The sequence below is a fragment of the Bacteroidota bacterium genome (assembly GCA_016720935.1).
GTDB lineage: Bacteria > Bacteroidota > Bacteroidia > AKYH767-A > 2013-40CM-41-45 > JADKJP01.
On the sequence record JADKJP010000006.1, the window covers coordinates 736,799 to 759,673 of the forward strand.

Genomic DNA, 22,875 nt, shown 5'->3' on the forward strand with positions numbered 1-22,875 from the left:
TTACACGCGATGATATGAAGGCTCAAGATAAAAAAAATGCTGCCAGCATCTGATTTTGCTTATTCTTCTTTACGCTCTTTTCACGAAGTTTTTCTCCCATCGGGACAAAGGACACGAGTTAATTTGGGAACGAGGGTCAATAAACAGGCCCGACCATCAAAGGAATTTCCTTTTGGCCGGGCCCAGTCGAGAGGTGTTCATTCTCCTGACATATCTGTTAGAATGGCGCTCAGCAATGAGCTTAGACCATCTGTCTATTTTTCGGGATTGGATTATTTAAAAGTACGGGTAAACAGTACGATCATCCAGCGTTCGTTGTCTGTTAACTTCTCTTTGTATGAAGGCATAGGTTTTCTTCCTTCAGTTGTTAGCCAGTATAATTCTCCATCAGTTCTTTTCTGATATTTCTCGGAAGTAAAATCACCACAGGAAATATTAATAGATTCCGCTTTGGTTCCATCGCCTTTGCCTGTTTTTCCATGGCAGGATTTGCAATGTTGATTCCATAGCTCTTTACCGGTGGTCATTACACTTGCATCAGATTTGATAGGGCTTTTAACTTTCGCTTCTTTGTCGGGACAGGGCCAGGGTTTACCTTCCGGCTTACCATCACCTGCAAATGATGTATTCGTATAGAGGGTGATTCCTGCGAGTGTGATTCCTGCGAGGAACATGTTGAGGTAATGCAAGGATTTTTTCATATTTTTTCTTTTTAAATTTTGATTGTGGATGGATGGATTAAAGAACTTGTTTGATGACTTTCTCATTGACACTCCCTGTCCCCCAAAATTCTCCGGCTTTAATCTTGCGTCTACTTAAGCCGGAGATATTTCGGGTTGTTCCATGGAGGTAAATTGATTACCGATAACTCAAAGTTTGACTTGAATCTTTTTCTTTTGGAAGTGTACGAATGTAATGGATGACAGACCACCTGTCGATATCTGATAATTCATGTTTCCAGGATGGCATTGGTTTTCTTCCTTCTTTGGTTTTCCAGAATAATTCACCATCGGGTTTGCTTTGAATTTCAGGGGATGTAAAGTCGGCAATTGTCACATCAATATTTTTTGATTTCGTGCCATCGCCGTGACCGGTTTTTCCATGGCAGGACTTACATTTCTGCAACCAGATTTCTTTTCCAGCTGCAAGAATTCCGGGTTCAGGACTGATCGGATTGGTGAGTTGTGCTACTTTTTCAGGACAAGGCCATGGTTTATTTGATGATTTTTGTTTTTGAGCATTTCCGTTAAAAGCGATCATTGTGAAGAGGAGAAAACTGATAACGCTCATTCCAACCAGGAATAACGTTGATTTAGTGGTGAACTTTTTCATAATAAGAAGTATTAGACTGGGTTAATATTACTTTTGAATGAATTTTTTAATGTCAGGGTTGATAATTTGCGCCGCTCTTTTTGACCCGGAAGAACAGCAGGAAGACGATATACCCCATCGTACCCCATATTCCGGCAATAATCGTATTCGAAAGGATAATCAGATACGTTGGCGCGTTTGAAGACCACAATGCATTTGGATCAACCGGAGTGGTGAGAACTGCTTTCGTTCCCCATGCAATCGATTTTTGATCCGTGATGGATTCATCCTCATCGAGACGAGCGATGACAACCACATTTCCATTTGCATCACCGGGAATAGTTTTTGGGAAGTTAACATTGGCTTCACCTTCATCGTTAGTGTTTTTCAGGGTGCCGATCGGAAGCAGTCCGATATTGCGTTGGATATAAAAATTTACTGCAACACCACTTACCGGCTTCGAATCGGCAGATAACACGAGGGCCTTACATGACCTGGCATCCTCAGTTTTTGTCAGCGTGAGTATAATCTTCTGAGGTCCTGATTCAGCTGCCCATACCAGTGAAGGAACGAAACTCAGTAGTATCAGAAAGCTTTTACACATTACCCCGATTGAATTGATAATCTTTTTCATACCATTTTTGATTTAATGTGTTTATTGATCCTGCTCAGATTGACTCCTTCTCCTTCGGCTACTTCCCAAATCGAAATAATTGGAAACAGCCTGGAGAATAAAGTGACAATGAGCAGCAATGCCGCGAATGTCGCGCCTACAATCGTCATCTCAATAAGACTGGGAGTATAGTGCGTCCATGATTCCGGAACATCCTGAATCGGAAGAAACGTATGTGATAATCCCGGTATTACAATAAGATAGCGTTTGAACCAGGCAGCAATTACAACCGTAGTTGCTATGATAGTGAGCGGAAGAGGTTTCCGCATTGCTTTAAACATGGGTAAAGTTCCCGGGATAATGAAGCCAAAGACGGCAACCATCCAATACATCGCGGCGGATTCTCCTACAAATAAATCAAGCAGGTGGTTGGCATGCAATCCGCTCATTTTATAAGATGGCACGAGATATTCGTTCACATTAAAATACGTGTAACAAAGCCCGAGCAATACCAACATCTTACCCATGCGATCAAAATGTTTTACCGTAAGATATTTTTCGTAATGGTAAAATTTGCGAATCATATAAACCGCTACGATCATTGCCGCGCAGCCCAGCAGGAAGGCACCGGAAACAAAGTAAGGTCCAAAATTGGTACTGTCCCATTCCGGACGTAGTGTTGTTGCAAATAACCATGCCGTTACCGTATGAATGGAAACGCCCAGGGGAACAACCATTACCGCAAGAATGTGAACACTCCGCTTCACTATTTTCCATTGTTCGGGAGCACCCTTCCATCCGAAAGAAAGCTTATTGTACATCCAGCGCATCCACGCAGGTTTTTCAGTAAGCCGGTCACGGCATATCGCCATTTCAGGAAGCATCGGAATGAAGAGTAACAAACAGCTTGCGGCGATGTAGGTCACGACAACGATCACGTCCCACACAATCGGAGACTGAAGTCTTCCGTGCAGAAGAAGATAATACAGCCGATCAGGACGGCCCATTGCGGAATCGATACACAGTCCTGCCATGATGATCGCGGAGACCGAAATGATTTGTGCTATTCTGGCCAGCGGGCGATACCATTCGAAGTTGATCAATTTGAGAATGGCAGACATCAAAGCACCGACTAAGCTTAAAGCAACATAAAAAACGAATGTCGAAATATAAACACCCCACATGGTGTAATCCCGAAGTGCAATCGTTTCGTATTTGCTTCTGGATTCCTGCAGATAATAAGCATAAAGTCCGCACAAGCAGGCTATAATTAAAAATCCTATCCAGATTTTCCCTGCAAGACTGATTTTACGAATCGGCTGAAGTAGATCTGATTCCATTTTACTGTACTTCTCCTGCATCCTCTTTTCCCAGGCAAGTTTCTGCCTCTCCTGAAATGCTTTGATCACTTCCGGTTGGACAAAAATTTCCTCACTTGATTTCAGCTTTTCCTGAATCACGGGGTCATATGCAATAGTGGTCGTTTCCATAATGAATGTGTGTGATTGGGATTGATTGTGTTATTCCTGTGTATTGTGTTTTTCCTTAGCTTCCTGGAAGGGGAAATTACGTTTCACCGGCGGCAGATAATAGGTTCTGGGTTTTGTACCCAGCGTATCGAATTGGCGGTAGCCTGCGCGTTCAGTGAGAAGAGCGGACAATTGAAATATTTCATCTCCATTGGAAACGGTGTCTTCGTTCTCATCACCATAGAAGATCACACCATTCGGACATTTGCGGACACATGCAGGAAGTATTCCTTTCGCCATATCATCAGGGCAGCCATCGCATTTGGATACAGTGCCATAATTTTCTGGTTTACTGGTGGGGCAAATACCTGGATCATCTTTATGCTTTTCGAAATATGCTGTTTGTTCGGGTCTTCCGAAATTGAAGCTACGTGCGGAATAAGGGCAGGCTGCCATACAGAATTTGCAACCGATACAGCGTGAATTATCCGTCTGCACCAATCCGTCGCTTCTCTTAAATGTAGCATCCACCGGACATACTTTTGTGCACGGAGGATTATCACAGTGGTAACACATTTGAGGAAACCAATACGGTGATTCCATTTCCACATCCTGCATCTTTTTCACTTTGATCCATTCGATAGGAGGAAGCAGGTTGTGTTGTTTCTGACATCCTTCAATACATGCACGTTCATTTGAACATCGCGCCAAATCGATGACACGGACGAATTTTTTTCCGGGTACGCCCTGACGGATGTTTGTACCGGCAGTACTATCCACGACAACTGCATGCACATTCGCGCTGTCCACTTCAACCAGTTTCCCGTCTTTACTCAACAGCTTAATTTTTTCACCGTTCGATGTCTTGGGTCCGGCCAACATTCTTGTGACTTCCGCTCCTGCCAATGCAACTCCCCCGGCCAAAAGACTAAGTTTTAAAAAGCCCCGGCGAGTGGATGCTTTTTCATTTGCTGCGGATTCAGATTTGATGATTTTATTTTCTTTTCCGGTTTCCATTTATTTCTTTATTAAGATTGGTTAGGATCTTTATTATAAGTGGTCAGAATATTTGTTGACTGATGCAAGGGTAAATCCCGGCGAGAATCACTTCAGCAGAGTTCATTGAAAGCAATGGTGCATGGAATTCTGTCGCTGAAAGTAAACCTGGATTTGTTTTAATTTTCATCTTTGATTGGGTTGAACTCCTTTGAATCACAGAACAAAATTGGCCACTTCTGTATGAATATACTTCGTCCAGGGGCTGACAAATCCAAGTTTGTTGCCCATGTAAATGCCGACATATGTCGCAGAGAAGTTTGTCATTCGTCGGTAAGCAGTAATAGATAAGAATGAAAGATCAATCCTTGCAGACGTGTAAACCTGATATTGTAAAGGTTCTAACAAACAGAACTGTGGACAACAATTGCAGGCCGAACCTGTTATTCACAACGACATCGGCAAGATATTATCGATCGATGGCACGGTAAACCAACAGGCCGAATGCCTTCCCGGAATCATATTTTCAGAAAGTGAAAAGCAAAACATATGCTTTTACTTTCTAAGCGACGAACAGCTAAAAAAAAACAACGGAATTAAAATAATTTTAGAAAGAGTAGAGGGGAGGAGTGCAAAAAAAATCCCTGCTTATCAAGGCAGGGATTCTCCAAAAAATTGGAGGGCTTACACAAGCATATCAGTTCATTATTTTATCGAGATAATCGCTGAATGAAATTATTTTTCGCAAAGCGAGCTTGTCAATATATGTGTTTTTACCATTTGTGATGATGATTCGTTCTTTTCTAAAATCAGACAACTGCTTGCTTACCCGGTCTTCACAAATGGCAGATAATGCTGCGATTTCCTTCCTGGATAATACAACACGAAGCGAAATTTCATCCAGTTTGTTTTTAAACAAGTCAAGCAGTATTAATATGGAGTGAGCTACTTTTTCACGCACATTCATTTCCGCCATATTGCGCAGGTCATCTTCTGTTTTTTTTAATTCCTTGATATAATCGTGCAAAATGCTGTTTAAAGCAGAATCCGATTTGATAACCGGAAGAAAAATATCTCGTGTGATAAAGCAAAGCTGTGAATCCGTCATCGCTGTGGCAGTGAGCGAATAATTATTGTTTTCCAGCGCGCCCCAAAATCCCATCATATCCCCTTCTTTTGCGAAACGAATAATTTGACCGTCTTTGTGCAAGCCTTCCTTCCAGAGTTTAACGATTCCGGATTCAACAAAATAGATAAGATACGAGGGTTGATTTTCATAAAATACAACTTCCCCCTTTCTGTAGTTCCGGCAATTCATGTGCGCGATAATGTAATTTTTTTGATCATCCGTACACCCCTTGCTCAATGAATTGTTTTTGAAAATCGTATTTACAATATTTTCTTTATCCCGGGTAGAATTTCTTCCGGACAACTTGTCAAAATAAACTTGTTTTGAATCCCCGTATCTCATAATGTTCCTGAGTTATTGTTCTTGGTGAAAACAATTCTGTTCGTTTCCGGTTCCCCTAAATAGCCCGCCTTTGGAAGCTGAACCTGTTCTTGTGTGGAGCGTTTTCATTCGACCGTATTCATTAACGACAAATTACAGTACAAAAGAACAACATGTGTATAACCAAGCCCTGCCCGATGACTGAACTAAAAAAGTTTGTGGACGTCAAAAAAGCCGACATATGTCAGAGTTTTAAAGAACGCAGCCTTGGGATTGGAGTTTGATCAAAGTTTGCCTGTCAGGGAAAGTTTAGTAAAATTTTACTGATCAGGATGTACGAAACAGGGCAGAAGCTTATGCTGTCAATAAATTGGAAAAGCCGGAACTCAGGATAACATATAAGGTTTTATAATTTCCTGCAAGGCCTGTTTATCGATAAAGGTTTTTGCACCTTCAACGATAATTTTACGTTCCTTCTTGAAATCAGAAAGTTGCTTACTAACCCTGTCCTCACTTATCGCGGATAAAGAGGAAATTTCTTTCCTGGACAGAACAATTTTATACGTGTGCTCATCCAGGTTATTTCTGAAAAGATCCAAGAGTTCAAGCAGCGAATGGGCTACTTTTTCACGAACATTCATTTCGGCCATATTCCGGAGGCTATCTTCTGTTTTTTTTAGCTCTTTGATATAATCGTGGAGGAGCATATTTAAAGATGAATTGGCCTGCACAATGGGAAGAAAAATATCCTTCTTGATAAAGTATAATTCTGAATCTGAAATAGCTGTCGCTGAAAGTGAATAATTTGAATTCTCAAGTGAACCCCAAAAGCCAAACATATCACCTGTTTTTGAAAAACGGATTGATTGCTCCAGTTTATGACAACCCTCTTTCCAGAGCTTCACAACCCCGCTGCAGATAAAATAGATGAGAAAGGAAGGTTGTCCTTCATAAAAGACTACTTCATTTCTATGATAACTCCTGTGAATCAGATTCTTGACAATCAGCGACTTCTCATCTTCTGTACAGTACTGACTCAATGCACTGTTATGAAAAATCAGGTGTGATTTACACTCCAAATCATTACCCAATTGTTTGTTAAATAACATACACTTTATTTAGCCGCAAAATAAATGATAATTGCCGTTGTAGACAATGACGGATGTCTTTCGCAACACACGAATGAAGGAGAAATGTACCTGCGAAATTGCAGACATTTTTCAAGTTAACGGTAGGTTTGCTCATCATCTTTGAACGAATTGCATATTTCGCGTCCTTTGCGTCTTGCTTTTTCATCTTTGCGAACTTTGCCCCGATTTGCTGAGAGTGTGTCATCCGCAAAAAGAACGCAAATTAATTACTGCTTTTTGCATAATGCAGCGCAATCACTCCGCCAGCAAAAGTTTTAGATTCCAGAAGCTTCAGTTTGGTTGTTTCGGTGATGCTTTTAAAAAGAGGAATACCTTGTCCAAGAAGAATCGGGTTCACAAATAACCAAAATTCATCCACCAGACCCAGACTCAATAAAGAATGCGACGCACCCGGACTACCAAAAATCAGAATATTTTTTCCATCGCGGTTTTTTATCTTGTTGATATTGTCTGTAAGATTGTCGCCAATGACAACAGTATTTTCAAGACCTGCTTCACTCAAGGTCTTTGATAAAACAACCTTCGAAACATTTTTGTACCAAACAGAATGTTCCTTATCGTGTTTTGAAGCGTTTGGTTGTTGACCGGCTGTTGGCCAGTAACTTTGCATCATTTCATAAGTTACCCGTCCATACAAAGCCGTGTCGGCTTGTGCTGTCATCGTAGCGACAAAATCGAAAATCTCATCGTTAATACTTACCCAGTTCAATTCTCCCTTCGGGCCGGCAACAAAGCCATCGAGGGAAGTATGCATAAAAAATATCAGATGTCTCATTTGTAATTAAATTTTCAAGATAAAGATGCGTACTTACAAAACACAACTCCATCAGGTATTAACTGAATTATTAAATATTCTCTTTACCCGAATTTTTATTTGTCCAGTCTGCACAACCTGTAAAACAAAAGACCCTTCCTGGATTTAGCCACCTGTCCATTGTCCGTGAATGTCCAGACAGAATGAAATTTCTTTCCGGGATCACTGTTTTCAAGTAAAACTTTGTTGCCTTTTAAAGTCCAGTTACCGCTGACTGAAATCGAATTCTTCGGATCAGAAAAGTCCTGGTAAAGATAAGTGTGGTCAGCATGGATGGTCAGTTTAATATCGGATGGATCCGAAGAGGAAACACCGTAAGTTCCGGGGAAAATGTGGGGGGAATTTGTGGAGGGAGGAAGAGCACGAAGGCTGAAACAATTACTGTGAGGGTTTTAAGTGTTAGATTCATGGGGGTTGATTTGGTTTATAATTATGTTTTATGTAAATCTTGTAGTCAAATTATTATTCAGGTATTTATAGCAAATTATAAGTATCAAAGTTGCAACAGTCATCATGAATAGCATCAGAGATGGATTCTCATGCAGTTTTAAAAACTTTGACCAGGAAAGGTAAGCCATCATATTATTCAGAAAATGAAGCATGATACATGGGAGCAATGAATTGGTTTTCCAATAGATCCAGCCTGTCAGTAATCCGCCAACAGTAGCTGTAATCATTGCACCGGGATTCATGTGCACTAGTCCAAAGATGATGGCTGACAAAAAAATTGCTACTGTCGGCTTGTAATTTTTTAAAAGCCCTTGAAGTATAATTCCTCTAAAGAATATCTCTTCGGTTATAGGTACAATAATTACAGCACGGACTAAATTTAAAAAATTAGGTTCATATAATTTGTGATAATATTCAGCAGTTTTATGCGTTATTGGTATATAAATTGTGAGTGCTTTTGTAATAATCAGTACAGACATTCCCATTATAGCTAAAATTGACAAATTAAGAAAGCTAACTCTTTTAAATTTTAACTTATAATTATCCTTGTTGCGTTTTCTCATTATCATCAATGCGACAATAATTATAACAGTCATCTCCAGAACAGAACTAATTAAATGAATAAAAGATGATTTCAATTCCGGATTATTTAGTTCCGTTATTTTTCTGAGCAAAGAAAATGGGAATTCGATTACAAAGAGCAAAATGACCAAACCTATTGAATGAAGTAAATTGGGAAAATAGACTTTATCCTTTGTTTCGATTTGCATTTATTGCTTTAATTTCTTAGTCTTTGCATTTTTAAGCGGATAACTTAAAGTTATAAATGAACGTGGTATTTTATAGCAGATATCGTTCAGAACAATGATATTCTCGTTACAATCATCAGCACCATTCCTTAATTTTATCTAATATTGCTGTTTGCTCGCTGGTTAGTTCTTTAAATGTAAGATTAATCTTCAAATATTTGTACAATGGGTCATTAAGTTTTATGTCAACATTTCCTTTGATTTGTTGATTGAAGTGAACCTGTTCGGGTTTATAGGATTCAAGATACGTGAAATTCTTTTTCACTGTGTCAGGTTCTGATGTGACTAGAACAGGAGCAAAAAGGACTTTAAAAACAAAATTCTTTCTGCGAACAAAAGCAAAGTACTTGTCAAATACATAGACATCGCATAAGTTGTTCGGTGATATATACGTCTTCGCACCATTTGATGTCTGATAGTGCAGTTTTATATTATAAAGCACTTTAGGCATTAACTCACCTGTTTGTGTAATAAACCTTTCTCTGGCGGCCAGCGCTTTTTTGTTATGAAAGATCAGAGATATAGAAAGAACGGAAATAAGAATGAATAGGATAGATTTCAAATAAAATCTGTCATAATCCTGCAAACAGCTGATATATATTTGGTACATTCCCAAAGAACATTATTTTTACCTCAAATTACGAATGTATGAAAAGGTTATTTCTTTTGACATTACTGTTTTGCAGCTTTTGTTTGATAGGCGAAGCTCAAATTCCGAATTGGGAATGGGCTAAAACTTTAGCAGGCAGCAAGGATGATAATGGCCGGAGTATAGCCTGTGACAGCAAGTCCAATGTGGTGATGGTTGGCGATTTTCTTAGTGATTCCATCTCTTCCGGTTCGCAGTACTTTCCGAATGTAAATCCTACCGGAGGTATTATAAATCAGTATACGATGTCGGATATTTTTGTAAGTAAATACGATTCATCAGGCAATATTTTATGGACAAAAAGTTTTGGCGGTGATAGCATGGATATAGCTGCCAGTGTAGCTATCGACCAGGCAGATAATATTATCGTAGTAGGAAAATTCAACGGTGATTCCATGAACATTGGAAGTATCGTGCTTAGAAATCCAATCGGCCCTGTACGGTCGGATGCCTTTATTTTTAAATTGGATCCTTATGGAAATGTGTTGTGGGCAAAAAACATCGGTGGCACTTCGATTGATGAAGGCAAAGCTGTCACGACCGACGAATTTGATAATATTTATATAGCAGGTTTGTTTTGGAGCGCGAATGTCAATTTTGGCGCCAACACTTATTCATCTGTCGGTGCGGAGGATATTTTTATTAGCAAATATTCCAGTACTGGAACTGCTATATGGGCAAAGGCCTTTGGATCTTCAATCAATGAAAGCGTCGTGGATATTTGCGCGGATAAACAAGGACATGTCTATTTTACAGGTGAATACAGAGAATCAAGTCTGATCATTGGAAGCATGCTGACAAGCAATGCAGACAGCTCTCCAACGACAGAAGTGTATGTTTCAAAAATGGATCTGAATGGCAACATCAGTTGGACCAAAACCGCCAATTGCATTGGTTCGGATTATGTGAAAGGAGTGTGTGTGGATCAACAACAGAATGTGCTGATTACAGGCCGGTTCTCGGATTTTTACATTGATATCGATGGTAATGTTTTTCCCGGAGATCAGATTCACAATCCTTTCTGCACAAATGGTTCCGGATTTTTCTTAATCAAGTTTGACAGCTTAGGTGTGTTTCAATGGTTTCAGACAATTTCAATTTCTATAGAAGAAGTTGGATTATCGGTCAGGACCGACAAAGATGACAACATTTTTGTTGCGGCATTTGGTAAAGGAGATTCGCTCCTGATTGACACCATGATGGTTTACAACATTCCCATCAGCGCGACATTGCTTTTAAAGTATGATCCGAATGGCCATATTATCTGGCAGAAAACATTTGGAGAAGGAGATCATCAGGGTTATGGAGATACGGAGACGGATATCGATATTTCGAAGCAAGGTCTATTGTATTTAGGAAGTACATTCTTTAAACAAAACTATATCATGGATGGCCTTACATCTGTGAATACAAACTTATATACTACAGAACCCATCATTGCCAAATTGGGGCCCATGGCCAATCAAAGTGTAGGTATACAGCAGACTAATTCTAATCATACCTTCAATCTCTATCCGAATCCAACCCGGGACAAACTCAATATTCAATTAAACATTCAACAGGAATCTTACACGATTCGTTTATTGAATATCCAGGGTCGGCTTGTGAAAGAATGGAAGAATCAAAATGGAACTGTTTCATTATCACTTGGAGATATTGTGGAAGGGATTTATTTTCTGGAACTGTCCAATTCCTCGCTATTCGAATCTTCCCGAATTATAGTTTATCCTTGAAGCAGGCAAATACTCTGCTTCGCCGGATATCCATGCCTTGTATTCTAAAGTGTGATTTCAATCAACCAGCTTCGACGGATATTCATCCCTTGTTTTTTAATTGTGTGATTTTAATCCACCTTGAATCGCTCAACGTGTCGGCATACTTCTAAATTCATTTTAATATTTCAATCGTTGTTGTACGAATGTTTGAATGAAATGGAGTAGGGGAAGCATTCAGCATATTTAAATCGCTATATCTCCTCTGTGAAACTCTGTGTGACACTTTGTGCCCGCTCTGTGTTAAAAATAGTGTTTAGGAAATTAATAAACCTTCTCACAAATACCAGTCTTGCTATTTCGACCATTAGAAATGTCTGCACTATGATTTGTTTGATTTATTTGATTACGCTGATGAGGGAGAATTTATTCATCATTAAACTTTCCTTGAACTACTGAACATACCCTTATAAATAGTCGCCCAAACAATAAGACAGTTACACATTCAGCGAAATCAAAATAATCAAAGTTCAGACTTTTCCCCCAATCTAAAATCTACAATCTAAAATCTAAAATCAAAAATCCCTCAAACACAATACCCCGCATCCCCCTCAAGTATCTCCTGCTCCAGTTTAGGAGCTTCTCCCGCTTTCCATAAACGTGTACGGTGAACAACACGATACCTCAAAGGACCACCATCCGCTTGTTCACTGCGTTCGAATGGTATCGGGATGCAGACAAATTCTGTTGATAGTTGATCGGCGGTGGCTGTGACCAGACCGTAACCATGCCCGCCCATGTCGAGCAAGGATAAATGTGGTGATACATCCGGATTGCGTACAGCTCGGGCCTGCTTCATGTCTCCGGTCTCTTTTAATTTCAGCGTCGATGCCACACCGTGCAGAGCGCTTACATTCACGGAAGGAATCATCTTCCCATCCGGCTGATCAATCAGTTGGAGCACACGTTTCGGGTGATCTTTTTTCATGGTTACTTCCAGTACCTCTTGCAGAGTCTGCTGTGAGATAGAACCGGTGATGAACTCCACACCGATTGGTTCGAATTTCTTTGGCGGAAGCGCTTTGGAAACCAGTCCTGCAAAAAAAGCGTGACGATCACCGCCGACTACACAAAAGCCCGTGATTTTCTGATCGCGGATGAAATCAAAGATCAAATCTTTATCACGAAGGAATCGGTTGTCCATCACCGCGTAGCCGACATCCTTTGGCCACTTGCTTCCCAATTCCCCGGACAAATTCTGATAATCGCAACGCAGTTCCATGGTGCCGAAAGTATGTCCCCAGATTTTCCATCGTGCTTTGGAAGCGCCGAGTTGTTCGATGAACCAGCGTCTTTGTTCTGTACCGAGGAAGGTCTGTGCAAAAACTTCTTTCGTCGGATTCGGAATGTCCTTGCCATTGAATTGAATGGTTTCCGGTGGATTGTTGTTGTTGTAATGCTTACCATAATTCATGATTTCAAGCGGGATCTGTGGAGAGACCCTCGGATACTCCGGAACTTCAAAATCATCCGTCGACATATCGGGAGAGCGGAAGGACCAGTTATCGGTCAGCAACAGATCCACATTCTTGCCCCAACGCAATACACGCTGAATCTTCAGACTATGTATCGCGAGCAGGTTATTGGGCTCTTCGGAGAGTCCGTCATCGTTGAACTCTTCCATAGGAGTATCCACTACTTTGGGAGGAATGAACTGTTCGAGCTTTGGATTGCCGGGTTGTTGCACCATCGCCGGGATGAATTCCCACCATGCCTGATTCGCGTACACCTTCTGATTTTGTGCAGGAGCATTGTAACCACCTCCCGCGACATACTGACTTTGATAACCGGCCCATGCGAATTCGTGATTATCCCATACGCATACAAAAGGCCAACGGGCGCGTGCATCCTGCAGATCGGGATCTTCAAGATAGGCGCGGTAGAGTGTACGGTAATCTTCGAGAGTTGCGGGCAGATGAAAATTGCTCACCTTTCGTCCTTGTGGGAATTTGTACAGATTTCTGATCCGGCGTCCACGGTTTCCGTTTGGATTGTCTTCCGCATACCAGGTCACTTCGTAAATAAAATCACCCAGATGCAAAACAAAATTCAGCCGCTGATCATTTGGACGAGCTTCATCTTCATAGATCATTTTTCGGTAAGCATTGAGGGCGCCTTCGTTCGGACATTGACAGGAGACAAAAGTAAAACGCACAGGAGCGTCCGAATTTTCTTCCGGAGCAGTGATCGTACGACCGATGCGGCTCGCGAAGCCCTGATCATCAACAAAACGATACCAATACTCAAGGTTTGGATCCAGATCTGTTGCGAGGAAACGACAGGTCCAGTCTGAATCAGCACTGAGTTTTGCAACACCGCCCGAATGGATATTTTTGAATTCCGGAGTCGTTGAAATTTCAACGGACAGCCTTTTTGCTGCGTTATCATTCACAGGCGGACGTCTCGTCCACAAGATGACCGACTTTGCTGTGGGATCACCGGAGGCTACACCTTGAGGGAAGAGGTCACGGCGTTCTGTAGCGGAAAGCGGAGCTTTGTTTGACCAGCCTTTTTTTGTCGCTATGGCAAAGCCAAGGAAGAGAGAAGCATGAAGGAACTCGCGGCGGTTTAAGTGCATGTGATTTTATTTTATACTGCTTTAAGATTCGGAATGAAGTGTGTGATTTATTTTTATTTCGTTGTGTTCAGAATTCGTTGATACATTTTATTAAATAATGTATTTTCTGAGAGCAATGAAAGTGTAATTACAATTCATTTTCGATCAACACGCGCAAATAATTATCTTCAATTTACTTAAGAGGTCTAAGTGAATTTCCTGGACAAAATAATTATCACTGTAATGCATATATATTTCCATTTGTTGAGCCAAAATAAATTACGGCATCCTTAATAACCGGTGAAGAATGAATTGAGCCCAGATTAAAAAGCATTTCCATTGATGTTTTATTTTCCTTTTTCCTTTTCTGATCAGAAAAAACAATTTCATAATTCAATACACTGTCCGGACTTAGTATTTTATAGAAATCAGTTTGAGAGGATTCTAATTGGTAAATCCATAATTGTTTTCCTGTCGAAATATCATTTGCATATAAAAAACCATTAAGATCGCCATAGTAAACAATGTTGTTTACTAGGGATGGTGATGACATAATCCAACCTTTTGAATTAACCTGATAAATTGAATCACCGGTATTTTTATTCAGTGCAACTAAACTTCTTGAATCTCCTGTTGTGTAAATTAGTTTTTCATCAGCAACAACGGGACAACTACTTACCCATGCAAAATCATTAAACCGTTTCCACAATAATTTACCGTTTATGGCATTTAATGCATACAGGTGTGAATCACGACATCCAAAGTATAAGTTACTGTCGGAAACAACCGGACTGCCCTGCATACCGGTTTGATTGTATATAACAGTATCAATTCCTGTTTTAAATTTCCATACTTCTGTCCCGCTTTTTTTATTTAACGCATATAAGTATGTATCCCAACTTCCAAAATATACATTGTTAAATGCGATGGCAGGCGATGAATGAATCACGCCATTTGTTTTAAACTTCCATTGTTCTTTACCTGTTGCAGCATCAAGCGCATAAAAATAACCGGAACCGGTTCCGAAATAAACTGTCCCTTCATCAATGGCAGGAGATGAAAGAAAGAAATCCCACTCATCCTGAAAAATAGAATCTTTCGGTAAATGCCCGTGAATACCGGGTGCTGAAAATCGTTTTTCACCATCTGTTTTGAAAGTCCATTTCATTGAACCATCATTTGCATTTAAAGCATAAAAAATTCCATCGTAACTGCCAAAATAAATGGTTCCATTTGAGAATGCCGCTGTAGAATAAATTCCGCCTCCTGTTTTATATTTCCAATTTAGTGTTCCGGTACTTTGTTTGAGAGAATAGAAATTGCTGTCGCCACTACCAAAGTAAATATTTTGTTCATCAAATGCGACAGATGAATTAACCGGTCCTCCCGTCTTAAATTCCCGTTTGAGAGTTGGTTGTTGGATGATAGATTCAGAAACATATTTTCCCTGATGGGTAATATCTCCCCTGAACATTGAATTGAAATTATTTTGTGGAGTTTGAGGTGTACAGGAACAAAGGAGACAAATAAATAGTAGAAAATTTATTATTTTCATTATCAAGAAAATTTAGAATGACAGTTTAATTTAGCAGTGTTCCGAAGCACTGCGCACAATACAAATATATACGCACTTGCTTACGGAATGATAATCATGATAAGATTCATGCTAAGTTTAACACATTTTATGTTAATGAAATTTTAACATGCCTGCTTCTACGGATATTCATCCGTTGCTTTTTAATTGTGCGATTTTAATCCACCATGAATCGCTCAACGTATTAGCATACTTCTAAATCCATTATAAAATTTCAAACGTTGTTGTAAAAATGTTTGATTGAAATGGAGAAGTGTAGGAGAAAAGCATTCAAAAAATTTAATTCACAAGACCCGCTTCGACGGATATTCATCCGTTGTTTATTAATTGTGCGATTTTAATCCACTTTGAATCGCTCAACGTGTCTGCATACTTCTAAATTCATTTTAAAATTTCAAATGTTTTTATAAGAATGTTTGATTGGAATACAGTAGGTAGGAGAAAAGTATTCAAAAATTTAATTCACAAGACCCGCTTCAACGGATGAATATCCATCGAATCGTGTCATGAGTAGAATGGAGGATGCAAAGAAATTCGGATCAGCTGTGTTTAATTGCTTCCTTCTCGATTTACGTCTCCACTATTTATATCTTTAAACAATAACATATCTCCTATTCTTGAAGATGCCCCCGTATAAAATCCTGTTTCGTTCGCGAATTCTTTTGGATTGTTGAAAGTTCCCAGGATAATGTCAAAAAGTGGAAGGTCAGAATAATTGAATGCATGAATACCTTTTGCGTGATGAACAGAGTGCGATTCAGGTCTTTGAAATATATATCCCATCCATTGCGGTGTCTTAATATTTGCATGTTGAATTACTGCCAGAAATGTTGCTCCGTAAATCGCATAAATTGTTGCCTGAACAGTAAATCCGCCTGCTACGACTAATGCAAGGCTGGTTAAGAATGTGAAGCCTATCATATCCATTGGGCTAAAATAGAATGCACCATATGCATCTACACGTTCGGCACTGTGATGCATTTGATGAAATATCCGCCATAGAATATTGCTTTTATGCATGGATCGATGCCAGATGTATACTCCAAATTCATAGATAAACAATGCAACAATTGCTCCACCAAAATCACCCAGGAATGACATATCAAAGAGTTGATATTGTGCAAGTGTGTCATTCCAAAACATCGGCAGATAGGTGGAAAGAAAAAAATAAATGACAAAGAATACTATCCCTTTTATTTTCCAATATTTGATTTTTGGTAAAGGTCTGCCTGGAAACAACTCTTCGGCAATCATTAGAACGATAAAGATACTTATCACAATTATGGATGCCGGGTCCATCAAAATTTGAAGAGGATTTGGTAGGTTCATTAATTTGTCAATAATAGAATTGTCGTGATATAAGTGTTTACAAATTTTGTGCTAACAGGTAAATATACAAAACTCCCTGAAAATACTTATAACGATAAATAGCTGTTTTGCTAAGATTTAGTGTCGGCATTTACGAAACCATTTTAGACCCAGGTTTACCGGACTGTGATGTCTTGAAAGGGGAGCAGCCTTCATCCGGAGTCGGAATACCCTTACTCACAACCATTCACATAACGTTCCTCCGAACTGGATTTTTCTGATTTCTCAATCGTATATCCCTTGATAATTTACAATTTCACCACGCGAACCGCCGCCTTTTTATCTCGGGTTCCAATTTTCAAAAAATAAACTCCCGGTGATACATCAATATTTAAATGCAGTAATTGTTTATTCGTGAATGTCTCGGACCGGACAATTTTTCCATTCAGATCAGTCAGATTTACGGTAACGGTGTTGTAGATTTCTCCCAATTGAATATAAAAATCGGCGAGGGAAGGATTTGGATATAACGCGAACTTATTTCCGAAATCATTTTCGATGATTCCGATATGTGTTATAGCCTGGCAATCTGTCGTATCCACACAATTATGTTGTGTCAGTTGAACAGCATACAGACCATTATATCCCGGAGTAAAAGTTTGGTTTGTTGCATCCGGAACTATTGCATAATTGTTACCGCAATCCAACCATTGATAGGTTGCGGAACTATTATTGGCAGTTATTGTAGTATCGGTTAAAGAAGTTGTCGTATCCGATACATAACAGCCATCGGAAAATTCAGCAAAAATTGCGTCGCCGTGATTGTTGATGATAGAATCTGAGTAATAGTTATAAATAAAAGGACCATCAATCCGTCCGGCATAGAGAATCCGATTGTCTTTGCAGGTAACCTCATTCTCAAAGGTTGCTGATAATTTCTTTGCCCATTCTGGTACCCGGTTGCTATTTAATTTTAATAAAAAGCCGGCATTGAAACCGGTGAGCATGATTGTGTCAGGTACAACTCCAAGAACTACAGTATCATTAAAAGTACCGGTGATAAAGCATTCATCCGAACTATTGAAAGCAATACTATGCAAGCGACAATAATTCGATGAATAAATATCTTCTGATTGTACAGCTCCATTCGAATCATAGAATCCAAGGAGCCCATCCGGATTTGATCCCAATGAATTATATCCTGCGACTCCGATCAGACCGGAAGACGAAATACCCAATCCCTGACAATATGAACTACCGTTATTAAACAGGCTGGTCTTCCACAATTCCGTTCCATTGGTATCGTATGCAACCAAAAAGGTTGCATAGCTGGCAGTCGTAGATAAAACACCTGTATCAAAATAGATGTCATTTTCAAATCGCCCTACAATGATAATTTTGCCGGAAGTCCTGTCAAGCGCAATGTTGTGACCGAATGCAAATGAATTGTGTACTGTACCACCTACATGTTTTGCCCACACCAAGTGACCATTGGGTTGATACTTTGCAACAAACATATCTTTCGTAGTGCCACTCGTTGTATTTGTCAACGTAATTGAATCTCCCAATGTAATCGTACTGGCAAACCAGCCGGTTAAAAAGATGTTTCCCTGTGCATCGGTTGCAACGTTTTGAAAAGAACTTGAAATGGAACCATGGTCATACCACAGATAATTCCCATCGTTATCGACCTTGAGGATCACGCCTTCACCACTGTATTGTCCCGGAGAAGTTATACCGGCAAGTACCTGTCCGTTATATGTAAAGTTATGTCCCGCAGAAGTTACCAGTATGATCACATCATCATTATCGTCGACATGAATATCCATTCCGGAATCATAATAGGTAGGGTCATCGCCGCCTAAAGTTTTAAACCATAACAATTGATGGTAGGGAGAAAATTTCGCGATGAAAGCATCACCGTCACCATTCGCGTTGTAGCTGGTGGTGTCTAGAGCCACAGTTGGTCCGGTACCATAGCCAATAATAAACAGATTTCCTTGAGAATCCAGATCAGAGGCAACACCGTATTCATAATCGTTACTGGAAACACTTTTTGCCCAAAAAGCTTCCTGTGCATTACTTGTTTCTGTAAAAAGTAAAATGATACTCAGGAATAATGTGTATAAAGAAAATATTGTTCTATTCATGTCGGTAGGGTAGAGTGTTCCTGATTTGTTATGGCTGAATTCAATTGTGGATCAATGATACTAGATATTGAAAGAACTAAAATGGAACTTGCATTTTAATATGGAAAGATAAATGGTTTATGTATTATTAGCAAATGGTATTTGATTGCTTTTTTACGCATTTAATCTTTCTCATCTACCGATTGTTTATTCAGGACTGAAGAAAGTTTTAGAAAAAGAAATTTAATTCTCTATAAAATAGCATGCTGAAAATTGACAATTGAAAAGATTTGAATGATGGATGAATATCACACAGTTGGTTGGCTCAGGATCTTGGAGATCCTTCGCAGCGGGATAACGTATTTTGTCTTGTTACCTTAATGCAATGATTTCAATTTTCATATATGGATAGTATGGTAGCGTTGACAGTTTTTTATCTGCGTCTGATTTGTCGTTAGCCATTAAGACCAGGTAGATCCCGGCAGTTTCGCCTTTTATGTAAGAAGCTAAAAGGGTGCCATTGTCTTCCCACTCTTTTATTATTTCTTGTTCCCGGGGTAACAATTTTAATCTTGTTTCATTGTCTATTCCTTGTAAAAGGATATCGATCATAAATTTATTCATTGTTTGTTTTTTTTAGTAGCTTCCTCTATTCGGTTTTCAGCGTTCTCCGCTTTAAATATTATCAAAACTATTTTTGGTACAGAATTTCAAGTTAAACTTTCGTCTTTTATGCTGACGCATAACAAGTAAATGTACGAAAATTCGATAAAATACTTATAAAGATAAACAGCTGTTTTGAGAAGATTGTGTGCTTGCATATATTCAGCCACTTTTGTCCAAAATCTACCTAACGTGATGTTGTGAAAGAGGAGCAGTTGGCTTCAAGATTTATGGTATTCATAATTAAATATACTCTAACAACCACAAACTGTATATCTCGAAACTTCTTCAATTAATTTGTCTGAATATTTATTTGACATCAGGAGAACATAATCCATACATGCGAAGTGACCCGACACAGATAGTAATATGTCCAATTTTCCATCTCCGTTGATATCTCCAATCCATCTAATAAAATAACCGCCTTCGTAATCTCCATCGAACCAAGTATTAAGATTCATTTCATAAAGTTGTTGTTCTCTGGTGACGCTGTGTTGTGATAAGCTATCCCGGCTGATTTCTCTAAGGATCAATTTATAATTTTGTATTTCAGAAAAAGGTAATATTGAATCTTTAGATTCAATTACATTTCCTTTTGCATATAAATGGTATGAAATCCTATCCATGTAAAAGTTAACCGTCTCTCCGGGATATAACCTTCCGTTACTAAGTCGTTTTCCCTGAATCAATGAATCTTTGATATCAAGACCTGAAATTATAAAGTCTGGCATAGGATCTTCGGTTTTCACAACGATTCTATATGCTCCAAATGTATAGTCTTCTAAAAGACTATCCTGACCATTAAATAATTTAACAGCAGATGTATTTTTATGCTCTTGTGGGTAAATTCCGTAGTATTTATTTTCCTTAGAAAAAATTGCGATGGCGCTATCTCCTTGCCAATCATCAGGGCAAATAATTTTTATAGAATTGTTTGATTCATCCGAATTTTGAACTTCCGATTCCAACGAATTTGCTATATATTCTGTATTACCCTTTTCTTCAGATCGTGTGGAATTTATTTGGGCTATTGAATAAGTAGTTACAAAAAAGAAAAGAATAAATAGGTAAATTGTTGTTTTCATTTTTGCGAAGTTTAATAAACAAAACATTAAATTCAATTGCATTGTCCTATTATGTCAAACTTACTAATTAGTAAATATACAAGACTCTCACAAAAAGCTCTTTAAATGAATAGCTGATTTGAAATGAAGATGGCAAGAATTTAACCGACCTTATTTTCCAAAATCTACCTAAGATGCAGACTCGAAAAGGAGTAGTTGGCTTCTGGAGGTGTAATAATTTGTTGCATGAGCTTTCAAAAAACATCCTCATCTATAGAAATTCTGTCCGTTCATTTTTTTACTACTTTTCCATTCCTGAATACTCCATTTTGATTTCTCAATACATAAAAGTAAATTCCGTTTGCAAGTTCTTTCGTATTTATTGTGACAGCTTTTGTAAATTCCTGTTTTAATAAATTTCTGGCAGAAATATCGTAAAGAATTATTTCTGTTTGTTCATTTGTTTTCACTTCGATATTTAAATTATCACAAAACGGATTGGGATAAATGGATATTTCATCTTCATAACTGCTTGTTGAAATTACTGTTGGAAAGCAACTCCGATCAATTTTGTAACGCCACATGCTGTTATAGCTGTTGGAGTTTCCATCGTCGCTACCGCCAAATATCCAAACCTCATCATTGAGATACCATCCGAGAGAGCCAAATGTTTTTGGTGGTGCATTGCCTGGAGAAGAAACTCCTTTAGTTCCCCATGCTACCGGTCTATTTTGCATTAATAAAGTCCATTCATTGTCAATAGTGCTGTATTGCCATAATTCATTCGTACTTGCTGTATATGTTGGGCAAAAGCTACCAATACTACCAAACATAAATACATTGCCTACGGAATCATAGCATGTTGAACGATTTTCAAATCCATTTCTTGGGATATTAGTAGAGAGCGGAGTACATTCACTAGCATAAGAGCCAGAATTGTTTTCAGTTGAATCACCCCCTATCCAAGTCCAATTATTCAAATTGATGTCATATTTCCAAATATCATTATAACCCATGTAGCCGCACGATCCCAAATTGAAACCTCCAAACAAATAAAAATTTCCAGAGGGATCCTTCCATTTTGCGTAAGACATTCTTGCAGGTGGACGATTCAATGGAGAAGCGATCCCTTTTATTCCATAATAGCCGGTATCATTGGGATAATCAGGTCCATTCATCCACACCCACTGATTGACTGAAACATCATATTTCCACATATCATTGTAAATAGCTGGAGAGGCGATAGGATCTCTTGAATCACCGCCAAAAAGCCATAAGTTTCCATTATTGTCGGTCCAGGAAGCAGTCACTTCGGATCTATTCCCGGGCGTGTTCAATGAATCAGGAATTTGAAAAGTACCATGATGAGGATAAATCGGATGTAACAAATTACCATAGTATGTACTTCCTTGCATCCAAGTCCATTCATTAGTAGCAATATTGTACCTCCATAAATCAGCACTATTGGTTCCTGAATAAATCCAAAAGTTCCCATTATCATCTGACCATGTTGGCGTTCCCCAACCTCTTCCTGCTGGTCTATTTAAGGGAGAAGAAACTCCAATTGTTCCATAATATCCCGGATCTACACCACTAACTATTACGCCCACACCTTTCATCCATGTCCATTCATTTGTTAATGGATTGTATTTCCATAAATCAGCCATATCACTGCCAAATCGATAACAGTAACCTCCGAACACCCAAAAATTTCCACTTTTGTCATACCAGTCACATGGTTCATAGACTGCCGGAGGATAATTTGCAGTATCTGGTATTCCTTGTATTCCATAATGTCCGGCAGATTGAATATAATTATCTCCACTCATCCATGTCCATTCTCCGGACTGTGCAAAACTGCTAAAATACAGAAGACAAAAAATGTAGGTGATAGTTTTTCTCAGCATTGCTGTAAAGTCTGAATTAGCAACATCATTTATTTTGGAAAGTTGTAAATTTTCATCTTTTACTTTGAAATGAAGATCAGGAATTACTTCCGACAAGTAAATATACAAAACTCCTGAAAAAATCTTCTGATGAAAAAGCTGTATTGATATGATTGAGAGCTGATCCAAT

The 22,875-nt window shown here is 38.9% G+C and carries 18 protein-coding genes; 1 reads left to right on the top strand and 17 read right to left on the bottom strand.

Annotated elements, in window-relative coordinates; all coding sequences use genetic code 11:
* Positions 1-272: 272 nt before the first annotated feature.
* From IPP86_11395 to IPP86_11440, 10 genes are all read right to left on the bottom strand, one after another.
* Positions 273-701, bottom strand: a complete 429-nt coding sequence (locus IPP86_11395; GenBank protein MBL0139117.1) for a cytochrome c — start codon at positions 699-701, stop codon at positions 273-275.
* A 157-nt stretch (positions 702-858) separates the two neighbouring features.
* A complete protein-coding gene (locus tag IPP86_11400) occupies positions 859-1,332 on the bottom strand; it encodes a cytochrome c (protein ID MBL0139118.1) in 474 nt (157 codons plus the stop codon).
* 52 nt (positions 1,333-1,384) lie between these two features.
* Entirely contained in the window at positions 1,385-1,945 is a 561-nt protein-coding gene (locus tag IPP86_11405) for a hypothetical protein (protein MBL0139119.1), read from the bottom strand.
* Positions 1,942-3,285 carry a polysulfide reductase NrfD gene (gene nrfD / locus IPP86_11410; GenBank protein ID MBL0139120.1) on the bottom strand — a complete coding sequence of 448 codons (1,344 nt, stop codon included), beginning with the start codon at positions 3,283-3,285 and terminating at the stop codon, positions 1,942-1,944. Before nrfD ends, IPP86_11405 begins: the two co-directional genes overlap by 4 nt.
* Before the next feature lie 159 nt (positions 3,286-3,444).
* Entirely contained in the window at positions 3,445-4,410 is a 966-nt protein-coding gene (locus IPP86_11415; protein MBL0139121.1) for a 4Fe-4S dicluster domain-containing protein, read from the bottom strand.
* A 676-nt stretch (positions 4,411-5,086) separates the two neighbouring features.
* Positions 5,087-5,860 (bottom strand): Crp/Fnr family transcriptional regulator, encoded by a 774-nt coding sequence (locus IPP86_11420; GenBank protein MBL0139122.1) that lies wholly within the window; start codon positions 5,858-5,860, stop codon positions 5,087-5,089.
* Positions 5,861-6,225: 365 nt separating this feature from the next.
* Positions 6,226-6,948, bottom strand: coding sequence for a Crp/Fnr family transcriptional regulator (locus IPP86_11425; GenBank protein ID MBL0139123.1), 723 nt, complete (start codon positions 6,946-6,948; stop codon positions 6,226-6,228).
* 244 nt (positions 6,949-7,192) lie between these two features.
* Complete coding sequence (locus IPP86_11430) at positions 7,193-7,765, bottom strand: dihydrofolate reductase family protein (protein MBL0139124.1); 573 nt, start codon at positions 7,763-7,765, stop codon at positions 7,193-7,195.
* Between the two features lie 476 nt (positions 7,766-8,241).
* On the bottom strand, positions 8,242-9,024 hold the full coding sequence (locus IPP86_11435; protein MBL0139125.1) for a CPBP family intramembrane metalloprotease: 783 nt from the start codon (positions 9,022-9,024) through the stop codon (positions 8,242-8,244).
* 115 nt (positions 9,025-9,139) lie between these two features.
* Entirely contained in the window at positions 9,140-9,514 is a 375-nt protein-coding gene (locus IPP86_11440; protein ID MBL0139126.1) for a hypothetical protein, read from the bottom strand.
* A 197-nt stretch (positions 9,515-9,711) separates the two neighbouring features.
* Here IPP86_11440 and IPP86_11445 point away from each other — a divergent pair, with 197 nt between their 5' ends.
* Entirely contained in the window at positions 9,712-11,445 is a 1,734-nt protein-coding gene (locus IPP86_11445; GenBank protein ID MBL0139127.1) for a T9SS type A sorting domain-containing protein, read from the top strand.
* Positions 11,446-12,010: 565 nt separating this feature from the next.
* On the opposite strand, the gene IPP86_11450 is transcribed toward IPP86_11445, so the two are convergent.
* The 7 genes from IPP86_11450 to IPP86_11480 all read right to left on the bottom strand — a co-directional run bounded on the left by IPP86_11450 (position 12,011) and on the right by IPP86_11480 (position 22,802).
* Entirely contained in the window at positions 12,011-14,062 is a 2,052-nt protein-coding gene (locus IPP86_11450) for an alkaline phosphatase D family protein (protein MBL0139128.1), read from the bottom strand.
* A gap of 214 nt (positions 14,063-14,276) precedes the next feature.
* The gene (locus tag IPP86_11455) at positions 14,277-15,596 is read right to left on the bottom strand and encodes a PQQ-binding-like beta-propeller repeat protein (protein ID MBL0139129.1); all 1,320 of its coding nucleotides are present in this window, start codon (positions 15,594-15,596) and stop codon (positions 14,277-14,279) included.
* Positions 15,597-16,184: 588 nt separating this feature from the next.
* Positions 16,185-16,964: a sterol desaturase family protein gene (locus IPP86_11460; GenBank protein MBL0139130.1), complete on the bottom strand. Its 780-nt coding sequence runs from the start codon at positions 16,962-16,964 to the stop codon at positions 16,185-16,187.
* A gap of 287 nt (positions 16,965-17,251) precedes the next feature.
* Positions 17,252-19,093, bottom strand: a complete 1,842-nt coding sequence (locus IPP86_11465) for a T9SS type A sorting domain-containing protein (protein ID MBL0139131.1) — start codon at positions 19,091-19,093, stop codon at positions 17,252-17,254.
* Positions 19,094-19,444: 351 nt separating this feature from the next.
* Entirely contained in the window at positions 19,445-19,684 is a 240-nt protein-coding gene (locus IPP86_11470; protein MBL0139132.1) for a hypothetical protein, read from the bottom strand.
* 305 nt (positions 19,685-19,989) lie between these two features.
* Entirely contained in the window at positions 19,990-20,820 is an 831-nt protein-coding gene (locus tag IPP86_11475; protein ID MBL0139133.1) for a hypothetical protein, read from the bottom strand.
* A 269-nt stretch (positions 20,821-21,089) separates the two neighbouring features.
* On the bottom strand, positions 21,090-22,802 hold the full coding sequence (locus tag IPP86_11480; GenBank protein MBL0139134.1) for a T9SS type A sorting domain-containing protein: 1,713 nt from the start codon (positions 22,800-22,802) through the stop codon (positions 21,090-21,092).
* Positions 22,803-22,875 lie beyond the last annotated feature (73 nt).

Bases quoted from the DNA above. Each gene is read 5' to 3' on its own strand.
- IPP86_11420 (MBL0139122.1), bottom strand. From the start codon at position 5,860: ATGAGATACGGGGATTCAAAACAAGTTTATTTTGACAAGTTGTCCGGA.
- IPP86_11445 (MBL0139127.1), top strand. From the start codon at position 9,712: ATGAAAAGGTTATTTCTTTTGACATTACTGTTTTGCAGCTTTTGTTTG.
- IPP86_11425 (MBL0139123.1), bottom strand. From the start codon at position 6,948: ATGTTATTTAACAAACAATTGGGTAATGATTTGGAGTGTAAATCACAC.
- IPP86_11450 (MBL0139128.1), bottom strand. From the start codon at position 14,062: ATGCACTTAAACCGCCGCGAGTTCCTTCATGCTTCTCTCTTCCTTGGC.
- IPP86_11460 (MBL0139130.1), bottom strand. From the start codon at position 16,964: ATGAACCTACCAAATCCTCTTCAAATTTTGATGGACCCGGCATCCATA.
- IPP86_11465 (MBL0139131.1), bottom strand. From the start codon at position 19,093: ATGAATAGAACAATATTTTCTTTATACACATTATTCCTGAGTATCATT.
- IPP86_11395 (MBL0139117.1), bottom strand. From the start codon at position 701: ATGAAAAAATCCTTGCATTACCTCAACATGTTCCTCGCAGGAATCACA.
- IPP86_11475 (MBL0139133.1), bottom strand. From the start codon at position 20,820: ATGAAAACAACAATTTACCTATTTATTCTTTTCTTTTTTGTAACTACT.
- IPP86_11400 (MBL0139118.1), bottom strand. From the start codon at position 1,332: ATGAAAAAGTTCACCACTAAATCAACGTTATTCCTGGTTGGAATGAGC.
- IPP86_11430 (MBL0139124.1), bottom strand. From the start codon at position 7,765: ATGAGACATCTGATATTTTTTATGCATACTTCCCTCGATGGCTTTGTT.
- IPP86_11440 (MBL0139126.1), bottom strand. From the start codon at position 9,514: ATGCCTAAAGTGCTTTATAATATAAAACTGCACTATCAGACATCAAAT.
- nrfD (MBL0139120.1), bottom strand. From the start codon at position 3,285: ATGCAGGAGAAGTACAGTAAAATGGAATCAGATCTACTTCAGCCGATT.
- IPP86_11405 (MBL0139119.1), bottom strand. From the start codon at position 1,945: ATGAAAAAGATTATCAATTCAATCGGGGTAATGTGTAAAAGCTTTCTG.
- IPP86_11415 (MBL0139121.1), bottom strand. From the start codon at position 4,410: ATGGAAACCGGAAAAGAAAATAAAATCATCAAATCTGAATCCGCAGCA.
- IPP86_11455 (MBL0139129.1), bottom strand. From the start codon at position 15,596: ATGAAAATAATAAATTTTCTACTATTTATTTGTCTCCTTTGTTCCTGT.
- IPP86_11435 (MBL0139125.1), bottom strand. From the start codon at position 9,024: ATGCAAATCGAAACAAAGGATAAAGTCTATTTTCCCAATTTACTTCAT.
- IPP86_11470 (MBL0139132.1), bottom strand. From the start codon at position 19,684: ATGATCGATATCCTTTTACAAGGAATAGACAATGAAACAAGATTAAAA.